The organism is Methylobacterium sp. WL116, from assembly GCF_008039455.1.
Taxonomy (GTDB): domain Bacteria; phylum Pseudomonadota; class Alphaproteobacteria; order Rhizobiales; family Beijerinckiaceae; genus Methylobacterium.
On sequence record NZ_VRUV01000102.1, the window covers coordinates 1 to 11,652 of the forward strand.

Below are 11,652 nucleotides of genomic sequence, written 5' to 3' on the forward strand. Positions count from 1 at the left end.
CTCGTGGAGCGGGCGCGGGCGGCGCCGAACAGCCGCACCCGCTCCACGAGGTCGGCGCGGAAGGCGTCGGAGGTGGTGACGCCGCGGTTGCTCTCGGGCTTGGCGAGATAGTCGACCGCGCCGAGGGCGAGGCACTTGAGCGAGATGTCGGCGTTGCGCGTCGTCAGCGTCGACATCATCACGACCTGCACGGTCGGGCTGGCCGCGAGCATGCGCGGCAGCGCCTCGGTGCCGTCGAGCTCGGGCATGTCGATGTCGAGCAGCACCACGTCCGGATCGTGCCGCGTCATCATCTCCACGGCGATTCGGCCGTTCGAGGCGGTGCCGACGACGGTGAAGCCGGCCTCGCCGATCCAGCGCGCGACGAGCCCGCGCACCACAGCCGAGTCGTCGGCGATCAGCACCTTGATCGGCACGGACGCGGTCGCCCACGGCTTGGGCGCGAGGCTCGGGTTGGCGGCCAGCATGGGTTCGGCATCCCAATGACGATGGGGGAGTGGGGGTCGTTCGACGTCGCGGTCCAGCCAGCTCGACCGAGCCGACGCGGGCAGCCGGATCGGGCCTGCGTCAGGCCGCGGCCTGGACGACGCCGACCTGCTCGAGCTTGGCCGTCAGGATGTCGCGGTCGAACGGCTTCATGATGTACTCGTCCGCGCCCGCCCGGAGGGCCCGGGCGATGGCGCCGACGTCATTCTCGGTCGTGCAGAACAGGATCTTCGGGCCGTTGCCGTCGGGCCGCTGGCGCAGGGCCTGGAGGAAGGCGTAGCCGTCCATGTTCGGCATGTTCCAGTCGAGCAGGATGACCTGGGGCATCGCCTCGGCGCAGCGCAGCAGGGCGTCGCTGCCGTCCTCGGCTTCCGAGACGTCGAAGCCGAGCGTCTCGATGATCCGCCGCGCCACCTTCCGGATCACGGCGGAATCGTCGACCACGAGGCAGGTGCGGGTTTCGGCTGAAGCGATGGTCACGGCGTCTTGCCCTCTCGGCTCTTTGCTGTCGGCGACGTCACGCTGCGGTCGCGCCGGCGCGTTCGGACGCGAAGACCAGCAGCGCGTTGACGTCGAGGATGACGAGCAGCCGGCCGTCGAGGCGATGGACGCCGAGGGCGAGGTCGCGCCAGCGGGCATCCAGGTTGATCGGCACCGGCTCGTGCGTCTCGACACCGAGCTTCAGCACCTCGCCGACGCCGTCGACCACGAGGGCGAAGGTCTCGCCGCCCTGCTCCAGGCCGATCGCCATGCGAGCCGCACCTTCGGCCGCCGGAAGGCCGAGCCGGCGGCGCAGGCAGATCGCGGTGACGACGCGTCCGCGCAGGTTCAGCAGGCCCACGATCTCGGGCGGGCTCAACGGCACCGGCGTGACGCCGGCCGGGATGAACACGTCGTGCACCCGGTCGATGGCGAGCCCGAACATCGTGTCGCCGACGAAGACGGTCACGAAGTCCTGGGTCGTTCCCGCCTCCGTGGCGTTGCTGTTGGCAGCCTGCATGGTGGTGTCTCCCCGGCGTCGCGGCGCCGTCAAACCAGGATGGTCGGTTCGCGCCGGGATCGGCGCGGCACAGTCGGGACGGGCCGGTCTCAGGCGGCGTGGGCGCGGAGCGCCGCGTTCGGCGCGGCATCGAGCTCGGCGAGCGCCGCGACGAGGCCGCTGCGGTCGAACTTCGCCACGAGGTCGCTGATCGCGAGGGTGCGGGCCCGCTCGACCGCATCGGCCCCGATGGTGCCGGTGAGGCCGATCACGGGCAGACCGGCGACCCGCGGGTCGCCCGCCCGCATCGCGCCGACGAGATCGAAGCCGCTGCGGCCCGGCATCTCCAGGTCGGTCACCACGACGCTGATCCGCGCATCCGCCTGGAGGATGGCGAGCGCCTCCTCGGCACCGGGCGCCGTGACGACGCGGTAGCCGGCGGCTTTCAGCACCGGGCTCAGCATGTCGCGGAAGAAGGCCGAATCGTCCACGAGCAGCAGCGTGGCGGTCTTCGCCGAGGCCGCCTTCGCGCCGCGCGCCCAGTCGTCGTAGGCCAGCGGCAGGAAGTGGGCGATGTTGATGATGTCGGTGGCGCGGCCGCGCAGCACCGCCGACCCGATCAGGTCCGAACGCTCGGCCGCGATCTCGATGTCGAGGCGCTCCTCGACGATGTCGACGATCTCGTCGACCACGAGGCCCATCGCCCGGTCGCCGTCGGAGAACACCACCAGCGCCTGCGTCCCCTCGGTGCGGATCGCGATGGCCTCGTCGGCCGGGACCAGCGGCATCAGCCGGCCGCGATACTGGATCAGCGGACGCCCGCCGAGCCACTCGACCTTGCCGGCGTCGATCTCCTCCAGCCGCGTGACGAGCGACAGCGGAACCGCCTTGAAGCTGCCGGCGCCGCCCTTGAACACGAGGAGCGTGGTCTTCGGGTCGCCGAGCTCGGCCGCCTCGGCCTCGGCCTCGATCGGGCCGCCGCCCTGCGCGCCCTGGCTGACCTGCCGCGCGATGCCGTTCGGGTCGACGATCAGCACCACGGCGCCGTCGCCGAGGATGGTGTTGCCGGCGAACAGCGGGATGTGGCGCAGCTTCGAGGACATCGGCTTCACGACGATCTCCTCCGTGTGGAAGACCTCGTCGACGAGGATGCCGAAGCGCTGGCGCCCGACCTGGGCCACCACCACGAAGCCGGTCTCGGTCCCGGTGTCGTCCTGGCCGAGAAGGCCCTTGAGGGTCACGATCGGCAGCAGCCGCTCGCGCAGGCGCAGCACCGGCGCATCGTTGATGCGCTCGATCCGCTGCGGCGCGGTGGCGTCGACCCGCACCAGCTCGAGCACCGCGAGCTGCGGCACCGCGAAGCGGCTCTCGCCGGCCCGGACGATGAGGGCGGCGACGATCGCCAGCGTCAGCGGGATCTTGATGGTGAAGGTGGTGCCGACGCCCTTCTGCGTGGCGATGTCGATCACGCCGCCGATGGTCTCGATGTTGGTCTTCACCACGTCCATGCCGACGCCGCGGCCGGAGACGGAGGTGACGGCGGCCGCGGTGGAGAACCCGGCGTCGAAGATGAACTTGGCGACCTGCGCGTCGGTCATGCGCTCGACGTCGGCCTGGGTCGCGATCCCGCGCTCCACGGCCTTCTTGCGGATCGCGACGAGATCGAGGCCCTTGCCGTCGTCGGCGATCTCGATCGTGATGGTCCCGCCCTCGTGGTAGGCCGAGAGGCGGATCGAGCCGCGGGCCGGCTTGCCGGCCGAGATCCGCTGCATGGTCGATTCGAGGCCATGGTCGGCCGAGTTCCGGACCATGTGGGTCAGCGGGTCCTTGATGACCTCGAGGACCTGCCGGTCGAGCTCGGTCTCGGCGCCGAGCATCACCAGGTCGATCTGCTTGCCGAGCTCGCTCGACAGGTCGCGCACCACCCGCGGCAGCTTCTGCCAGGCGTTGCCGATCGGCTGCATGCGCGTCTTCATGACGCCTTCCTGCAGCTCGGCCGTGACGTGGGAGAGCCGTTGCAGCGGAACTTTGTAGCTCGAATCCTCGTGCTTGCGCGCGATCTCGAGGAGCTGGTTGCGGGTCAGCACCAGCTCGGACACCATCGTCATGAGGTGCTCGAGGGTGTCGACGTTCACCCGGATGGTCTGCATCTTGGCCAGGCCGCCCTCGGGGGCCTCGGCCGGCGCATCGCCCGACACCGGGGCCTTCGCGAGCGGGGCCGGAGCTTCCTGCAAGGGGGCCGCCAATGCCTGTGCGATCGGAGCCGGGGCGACCGGCGCCCGAGCGATCGGCGCCGGCTCGGGCATCCAGGCGGAAGGGGCATCGTCGGGGCCGGGGGCCGCGAGGAACGCGGCTTCGAGGTCCTCGAGCGAGACCTCGCCGGGCTTGCTCTCGCGCACGACGATCTCGGGCAGCTTCGGCTCCGGAGTCTTGGGCTCCGGGAGCTTGGGCTCGGCGATCTTGGGCTCGGGAGCTGCGGCGGCCTCGGGCGTGCCGAGCGACATGCGCTCCAGTGCCTCGATCAGGTCGGCGTCGCTGCCCGCGGGCTCGGTCCCGGTGGCTTCGAGGTCGGCGAGGATGAGCTTCAGGCGATCGAGAGTCGCGAGGATCAGGCTGACGGCCGGGCTGGTCACCGCGAGACCGTCGCGGAAGCGACCCATCAGGGTCTCGGCGGCATGCGCCAGCGCTTCCAGCCGCGGCAGGCCGAGGAAGCCGCAGGTTCCCTTGATGGTGTGCACGAGGCGGAAGATATTCCGGAGGATCGTCTCGTTGTTCGGATCCTGCTCGAACCGGACGAGTTCCGTGTCGACGGTGTCGAGATGCTCGCCGCTCTCAGTCAGAAACTCGCGCAGAAGGTCGTCCATCGGCGGTACTCGGATCACGTCTGCACGCACGTTCGTGCAGACGCATCCTGGCGCGCGAGCGGTTAGGGAAGCGTTTCCTCGGACCCGTTTTTTCGTGCGATGGCGTCGTGTCGTCCTGCGTTACAGCGACTTGCCGTCGTGCCAGACGCAGTTCGAGGCGAGGATCGCAAGATTCACGTCCGATTTTTGTGGTTGCGGTAGAGTTTTACCGTCCATCGCGAGATCGATCTTGATCTCCACCTGGCCCTTCGACTCGTTGGACCGCCGGGAGAAGTAGCAGTACTGCTGGTAGGGCTGGTCGGCGCTGTCCTTGAAGTTCCAGCCGGTCACGATCTGCCCGTCGAGATAGGGCACCTGCTTGAACACGGTGAAGGTTGTGTTGACGATCGCCTTCGAAGCCGGCGCCGCGTCGGCCCCGAGCTGCGCCTTCGTCGGCGTCGGGGCGCCGGCGGCCTTCGGCAGGCCGCCTTCGAGCTTCAGCACGTTGTCGGTCAGCGTCACCTCGCCCTTGGTCTTGAGCGTGACGTCGGAGAGCGCCGCCTGCATCGCGGCGGCGATCTTCTCGGCGGCGGTGTCGAACTGGTTCATCGTGGCCCAGCCGTAGGCCGCCGCGCCGATGCCGATGCCGGCCAGCGCGGTGAAGATCCCCGCGCCGGCCGCCCGGAACAGGAAGGCGCGGGCGAAGACGATGCGGGATTCCGCCCGCAGCCGGCCGTTGACCTGCTGCGCGAGCGCGATGTTCTCCGGCGACCCCTGTGCGACGTAGCTCATGCGCCCGCTCCCGCGCTGGCGGCCGGAAGGTTCGGCTGGTTCGCGGCCGCGATCCCCGGGGCGATCCCCGTGGCCGGGCGGTTGATGGGGATCACCGCGCCCGTCGCCGCCTCCCGGTTCTGCCGCGGCAGCACCGGCTCGAGGTTCTGCTTCAGCGCTTCGGTGATCGATTCCAGCATGTAGGGCGTCGCCTCCGGGTTCACGGCGGCGCCGAGGTCGTCCTCGTCCATGAAGGTCTTGCGCACCGAGACAGCGCAGAGCGCGAGGATCGTCGAGGCGAAGGCGGCGCAGAGGGCCGGTAGGAACACGAAGATGCGCAGGAAGGCGTGCACCTGCTGCTCGGACACGTCGATCGGATCGACGCCGTAGACCATCGCCGTGAAGGAGTGCAGCTGCGAGCGGTTCACGGCGTTGCGGTAGGCCTGCTCGGCGTCTGCGACCTTGCGCTCGGCGGCGCCGCGGTCGAGCTGCGCACGGGCCTTGCGCGCCTCTTCCAGGTCTTTGGTCAGCACGCCGCGATCGGCCGAGGCCTTGGCGACGCTCGACGAGAGCGTGGCGGTGCGCGGGTCGGTGACGCATTTCAGGTTCTGGTAGCGTACGCCGCGGCTGTTGGTGCCGAACACCTTCTCGCAGCGCTGCGCCGGCAGCGCCGAGAGCTGCGCCGCGTTGTCGGCGGCGCGCTTCTCGATCTGGTCGAGCTCGGTCGTGTACTGCGCGACCCGGGCGTCGGCCGAGGCGATGCGGTTGTCGATGGTGCTCCGGTCGGCCTGCGCGTCCTTGAGCGCGGTCTTGGTCTTGGAGGCCTCCATCAGGCGGGGATGGAACATCATCTCGCCGAGCTGCGAGACCGACTTCGTTGTCACGCCGGCGGCGAAGATGATGCCGACGACCGCGAGCGCGCGAATGAAGTACGAGCGCTGCGTCCGCGCCAGGATGCCCAGCGGCACGCGGCACAGCTCGACCGCGGCGTAGACCAGCGGCGCCAGCAGCATGAAGTAGAAGGCGTGGTTGTCGCCGTCGCTGTAGACCGCCGCGAACAGCCAGGCGCCCCAGAGCGAGGCGCCGATGACCATGAACTCGACGAGGTAGGCGATCGCGACGTAGCCCCACTTGATGCGATAGCCCTTCTCGACATGGCGCTCGTGCGTCCACCTGTCGGACTCGATGGCCCAGGCACGGCGCTCGCGCTGGACCTCCCGGCTCGGGGGCATCTTTCGCATGGGGCTCTCTAAGCTCGGATCGTATGCGACGCGCGGTTGAGCGTAACCGTTCGTTAATCGTTTTCGCTAAGCGGGCATTGTGCCGAATTTGGGCCGCATGGCGGCCATCCACCGGAACCGCATCCGGGGTGGCGCAAATGCCTCACTTCGAAGTCGCGAATTCGGGCGGGGCGGCCGTCCAATCGCGCCGCGGCGGCGTTTCGAGGTTGCTCGCGCGGCGCCCACCTCGCATGATCGCGGCGACCCAAAGCAGCGCCACCCGACCACGAGGTTCGAACCGACCGCCGATGCCCGACGTCCATGCCGGCTCCTACAAGGAAGCGATCCTGTTCCTCGTCACCGCGGGCGTGGTGGTGCCGCTGTTCCATCGGCTGCGCATCAGCCCGGTGCTGGGCTTCATCGGGGCCGGCGCGCTCCTCGGGCCGTTCGGGCTCGGCCGTTTCGCCGACCAGTTCCACTGGGTTTCGCTGTTCACGATCGGCAACCGCACCGAGATCGCGCATCTCGCCGAGTTCGGCGTGATCTTCCTGATGTTCATGATCGGCGTCGAGCTGTCCTGGGAGCGGCTGCGCACGCTGCGGCGCCTGGTCTTCGGCCTTGGCTCGATCCAGGTGATCTGCTCGGCCCTGGTGATCGGGTCGATCCTGTTCGGGCTGAAGGTCCCGCTGGCGGGCGCGGTGATCGTCGGCATCGCGCTGGCGCTGTCCTCCACCGCCGTGGTGCTGCCGGTGCTGGCTGAGCAGCGCCGCCTGAACACGCCGGCCGGGCGCGCGAGCTTCGCGGTGCTGCTGTTCCAGGACCTTGCCGTGGCGCCGGTCCTGTTCGCGATCGCGGTGTCGGGCCGCAGCGACGGCGCCGACATGGGCGGCGCGCTGGCTCTGGCTCTCGCCCAGGCGGCGATCGCCCTGGTGCTGATCGTGGTCGCCGGCCGCCTCGCGCTTCGGCCGCTGTTCCACCTCGTGGCGCGCACCAAGTCGGCCGAGCTGTTCATGGCGGCCTGCCTGCTCGTCATCGTCGCGACCGCGCTGACGGCGGCCGCCTCGGGGCTGTCGATGACGCTGGGCGCCTTCGTCGCCGGGCTGCTGCTCGCCGAGACCGAGTACCGCCGGGCGATCGAGGCCACGATCGATCCGTTCAAGGGGCTCCTGCTCGGGGTGTTCTTCGTCTCCGTGGGGATGAACCTCGATCCCGCGCAGCTGCTGGCGGCGCCCGGCGCGATCCTCGGGCTCGCCTTCGCGCTGCTGTTCATCAAGGCGGCGGTCGTGGTGATGGCGGCGCCCGCGCTCAAGCTCTCCCGCGCCGTCGCCCTGGAGACCGCGATGCTGCTCGGGCCGGGCGGCGAGTTCGCCTTCGTGCTGATCGGCGGGGCAATGGCCGGCGGACTGGTGCCGGAGCCGGTCGGGGGCGCGGCGCTGATCGTCACCACCGTGACAATGATCATGATCCCGGGCCTCGCGGCGCTCGGCCGGCGGATCGGGAAGCGCGCCTCGAAGAACCAAGCCGGGCGGGTGCGGGCCGACCCGCCGCCGGACAAGCAGCAGGACCGGGTCATCGTCGCCGGCTACGGCCGGGTCGGTCGGCAGGTCGGCGAGATGCTGGCCCGCCACAAGATCCCCTACCTCGCCCTCGACGCGGACGCCGCCCGCGTCGCCGAGCAGCGCCGGCTCGGCAAGCCGGTCTATTTCGGCGATTCCTCGAACACCGAGCTGCTGCGCCGCTGCGACATCGCCACCGCGCGGGCGCTGGTGGTGACTCTCGACAACCCGCACGCGGTCGAGGCGGTGGTGATGGCCGCCCGCGCCGAGCGGGCGGACCTGACCATCGTCGCGCGCGCCCGCGACGCCAAGCACGCGACCGCGCTCTACGAGCTCGGCGTCGACGACGCGGTGCCGGAGACGATCGAGGCCTCGCTTCAGCTGTCGGAGGCTGTGCTGGTGGATGTCGGCGTGCCGATGGGCCTCGTCATCGCCTCGATCCACGAACGCCGCGACGAGTACCGCGCGATGCTCAAGCGCAAGGAGACCGATACGCGCCCGGTCTTCCGGGCGCGACGCACCGTCGGCAAGGCGCACGAGGCGCCGCGCGAGGCGCCTCCCAAGGACGAGCCCGCTCCGGTGGTGCGGCGCGCCTGAGCCGGGCGCGGACGCTGCGCGCCTGCGGTCAGATCAGGTTCGGCATCGCCTCGCCGTGCCAGTCGCGCGCCTCCGGCTTGGCCGCCCGGACCGCGCGGGCCGGCTCGAGCCCCTCTGCGAAGCTGCAGCGGTAGACGATCTCGTCGGGCGGTCCGAGCCCCATCGAGAGCGGCACCGTCACGGTGTCGCCGTTGAAGCGCCAGCCGCGGGCGCCCTTGTCCCAGTACAGCCAGACCGTTCCCGGATGCCCCTTCAGAGCGAACACCGCCGCCTTGCGCGAGATCGCCTGGACCGTGCGCGGCAGGTACATGCCCTTGTCGCGGTAGGCCGCGCGGGCCGCCTCGGGCTGGCGATCCATGAAGGTGTTGCGAACGACCTGAATCATCGCGCCCGGCTTCCCGAGAAACCGCTTGAATTCGGACATGTTGCGTAGGATGACTGCCATCGCAGACCTCCTGATTCCGGGCATGTTGACTCTCGCCACGCCCGGCTGGACTCGATGCATCCGAGATGATCGATTCCGATGACTGTTTGCGTGACCGTGCGAGCCCGACTCGACGGGATATCAACAGGAATGAGGACTTGTACCCAGGAATCCTGGCCTGCCGGAGCCCATCGTCCCGCCGCACCGCCCTTCAGGTGATCGCGACCGGCGCTTGACCCGATGCCCGCCGCGGCGCGTTATCGAGCGATGCTGCTTCAGTTCTTCACAGCGCTGCGCGAGGCGCGCGTCCCCGTCTCCCTGCGCGAGTACCTGGTCCTGCTGGGCGCGCTCGAGCGCGACCTCGCCGAGAAGCGGGTCGAGGAGTTCTACTTTCTCGCCCGTACGGCCTTGGTGAAGGACGAGGGCCATCTCGACCGGTTCGACCGGGTGTTCGGGTCGGTCTTCAAGGGCCTGGAAACCGTCGGCGAGGCTGTGGCGCCCACCGCGATTCCGGAGGAATGGCTGCGCAAGCTCGCCGAAAAGTACCTCACCGATGCCGAGAAGGCGGAGATGAAGGGGCTCGGCTGGGACAAGCTGTTCGAGACCCTGAAGCAGCGGCTCGCCGAGCAGAAGGAGCGCCACCAGGGCGGCTCCAAGTGGATCGGCACCGGCGGCACCTCGCCCTTCGGCGCCTACGGCTACAACCCGGAGGGCATCCGCATCGGCCAGGACGGCAACCGCAACTTCCGCGCGGTGAAGGTCTGGGACAAGCGCGAGTTCAAGGATCTCGACGACACCGTCGAGCTCGGGACCCGCACGATGCGGCTGGCCCTGCGGCGGCTGCGCCGCTTCGCCCGCACCGGGGCGGCCGACGAGCTCGACCTCGACGGCACGATCCGCGAGAGCGCCCGCCAGGGCTACATCGACGTGCGCCTGCGGCCGGAGCGGCGCAACGCGGTGAAGGTGCTGCTGTTTCTCGACGTCGGGGGCTCGATGGATTGGCACGTCGAGCAGGTCGAGGAGCTGTTCTCGGCCGCGCGCTCGGAGTTCAAGCACTTCGCGCACTTCTACTTCCACAACTGCCCCTACGAGGCGGTGTGGACCGAGAACCGCCGCCGCCACGACGCGGCGACGCCGCTCGTCGACGTGATCCGCACCTATCCGTCGGACTACCGGGTGGTGTTCGTTGGCGACGCCTCGATGAGCCCCTACGAGATCGCGGCGCCCGGCGGATCGGTGGAGCACTGGAACGAGGAGCCCGGCGCGGCCTGGGTGCAACGGGTGCTCACGCACTTCCCGAAGGCGGTGTGGCTCAACCCGGTGCCGGCGCCGCAATGGGGCTACACGCAATCGATCGCGATGATGCGGCGGCTGTTCTCCGACCGCATGTTCCCGCTGACGCTGGAAGGCCTCGACGGGGCGATGCGGGCGCTGCTGCGTTGAACCCGATCGCTCAGCCCTGGCGGGCCGGCGTCGTCACCGTGAGCCCGTCGAACTCGGGCTTGATGCGGATCTGGCACGAGAGCCGGGACGTCGCCTTCACGTCGGAAGCGAAATCGAGCATGTCCTGCTCCATGTCTTCGGCCGGCCCGACCGCCTCGGCCCAATCGTCGGCCACGTAGACGTGGCAGGTGGCGCAGGCGCAGGCGCCGCCGCATTCCGCGTCGATCCCCGGCACGTTGTTGCGCAACGCCGTCTCCATGACGGTGGCGCCGACGCTGCCCTCGACGGTCCTCGCCGTTCCGGCATGATCGACGTAGGTGATCTTGGGCATCCGTAACTCCGGGCTCGTGGATCGGGCGGGCAAATGTCCGGCGAGCGCCGGGCCTGCTTGGCGGGGCATGACGCGGATTGCAAGCACGCGAACGTTGTGACGCGTCGGCGGACACCTGAGGAATGGGTTTGTCGCTGCAAGCTACGCGGCAAGCCGCGGCGTGTTCCCCTCCCCTGCAACCCGAACCGCTTATGCCGCAGATGTCGACCGCTCAGGATCAGCCGGCGATCTCCGCGAGCACGGCCGCGACCGCCGGTCCGAGAGCGGCCACCGCGTCTGCGCCGTCGCCGCCCCCGCGCAGCGCCGACTCGGCGGCGGCGGCGAGATCGCGCACGCGCCCGGCGCCGACCGAGGCGGCGGAGCCCTTCAGGGTGTGGGCGAGATCGGCACGGTCCTGCCCCGGCAGCGCCGCATCGGACAGGCGCGGCAGGATCCGCAGGCACTGCTCCGCGAACAGGCCGAGGAGCTCGGCGGCCAGATCCGCGTCTCCGAACGTCTGCGCGTCGAGATGCGCACGGTCGATGGCGTCCACGGTCGGGCTTCCTCGGATCTGCATCCCGGCTGTCCACAGGGCGCGCCGCAAAGCGGTCGCCACCGGATCATCCTTGCTGCATCATGGGTTGGCGGCCTGTCCGCCAGGTCCGCTCCGCCTTGGTAACCATTCCGTTAAGGAATTCCGAAGCGGGGTCCCCGATCGGGTATCCGGGGGGACCGGCGGGGTCTAAATTGACTTGGTAAACGGGTAGTTGTGTCTCCGCCACCGGCTCTCGCCGGCGGTCGCGAGATCGCGTAACGAGGCGTTGCATGGCCACCGAAAAGAAGCTGAAGGACCCGGCCGAGGCGGCGCTCTCTGCGATCGAGCAGGCGCTGAACCTCGAGGTCCTGACGCCCGAGGCCGAGACCCGGACCGAGCCGCGCCTGCCCGATGTCGGCGACGGCGACCCGCTGCAGGAGCAGGGCGGGCGCCTGAGCCCGCCGCGCCTCGACCTCGATCCGCCGCTC

Annotated in this window: 12 protein-coding genes; 3 read left to right on the forward strand and 9 right to left on the reverse strand. The window is 69.9% G+C overall.

Annotation, left to right across the window (positions count from 1 at the left end):
• The 6 genes from FV223_RS10390 to FV223_RS10415 form a co-directional block, all read right to left on the reverse strand.
• Positions 1–464: response regulator (locus tag FV223_RS10390; RefSeq protein WP_246689659.1), on the reverse strand; the 464-nt coding region annotated here is incomplete at its 3' end.
• A 103-nt stretch (positions 465–567) separates the two neighbouring features.
• Positions 568–960: a response regulator gene (locus FV223_RS10395; protein WP_147726982.1), complete on the reverse strand. Its 393-nt coding sequence runs from the start codon at positions 958–960 to the stop codon at positions 568–570.
• A 43-nt stretch (positions 961–1,003) separates the two neighbouring features.
• Positions 1,004–1,486: a chemotaxis protein CheW gene (locus FV223_RS10400; RefSeq protein ID WP_147726973.1), complete on the reverse strand. Its 483-nt coding sequence runs from the start codon at positions 1,484–1,486 to the stop codon at positions 1,004–1,006.
• Positions 1,487–1,575: 89 nt separating this feature from the next.
• Positions 1,576–4,329: a hybrid sensor histidine kinase/response regulator gene (locus tag FV223_RS10405; RefSeq protein WP_147726974.1), complete on the reverse strand. Its 2,754-nt coding sequence runs from the start codon at positions 4,327–4,329 to the stop codon at positions 1,576–1,578.
• A gap of 120 nt (positions 4,330–4,449) precedes the next feature.
• A complete protein-coding gene (locus tag FV223_RS10410; RefSeq protein WP_147726975.1) occupies positions 4,450–5,100 on the reverse strand; it encodes a hypothetical protein in 651 nt (216 codons plus the stop codon).
• Complete coding sequence (locus FV223_RS10415; RefSeq protein ID WP_147726976.1) at positions 5,097–6,320, reverse strand: ATPase; 1,224 nt, start codon at positions 6,318–6,320, stop codon at positions 5,097–5,099. Before FV223_RS10415 ends, FV223_RS10410 begins: the two co-directional genes overlap by 4 nt.
• Positions 6,321–6,607: 287 nt before the next feature.
• On the opposite strand from FV223_RS10415, the gene FV223_RS10420 reads away from it, so the two are divergent.
• Entirely contained in the window at positions 6,608–8,452 is a 1,845-nt protein-coding gene (locus tag FV223_RS10420; protein ID WP_147726977.1) for a cation:proton antiporter, read from the forward strand.
• A gap of 28 nt (positions 8,453–8,480) precedes the next feature.
• On the opposite strand, the gene FV223_RS10425 is transcribed toward FV223_RS10420, so the two are convergent.
• A complete protein-coding gene (locus FV223_RS10425) occupies positions 8,481–8,897 on the reverse strand; it encodes a hypothetical protein (RefSeq protein WP_147726978.1) in 417 nt (138 codons plus the stop codon).
• A gap of 246 nt (positions 8,898–9,143) precedes the next feature.
• Here FV223_RS10425 and FV223_RS10430 point away from each other — a divergent pair, with 246 nt between their 5' ends.
• On the forward strand, positions 9,144–10,319 hold the full coding sequence (locus tag FV223_RS10430; protein WP_147726979.1) for a VWA domain-containing protein: 1,176 nt from the start codon (positions 9,144–9,146) through the stop codon (positions 10,317–10,319).
• A gap of 10 nt (positions 10,320–10,329) precedes the next feature.
• On the opposite strand, the gene FV223_RS10435 is transcribed toward FV223_RS10430, so the two are convergent.
• A complete protein-coding gene (locus FV223_RS10435; RefSeq protein ID WP_147726980.1) occupies positions 10,330–10,650 on the reverse strand; it encodes a 2Fe-2S iron-sulfur cluster-binding protein in 321 nt (106 codons plus the stop codon).
• Positions 10,651–10,867: 217 nt separating this feature from the next.
• Positions 10,868–11,206: an Hpt domain-containing protein gene (locus FV223_RS10440; RefSeq protein ID WP_147726983.1), complete on the reverse strand. Its 339-nt coding sequence runs from the start codon at positions 11,204–11,206 to the stop codon at positions 10,868–10,870.
• Between the two features lie 248 nt (positions 11,207–11,454).
• Between FV223_RS10440 and FV223_RS10445 the strand changes: the two genes are divergently transcribed.
• A partial coding sequence (locus FV223_RS10445) for a hypothetical protein (RefSeq protein WP_147726981.1) occupies positions 11,455–11,652 on the forward strand: 198 nt, incomplete at its 3' end.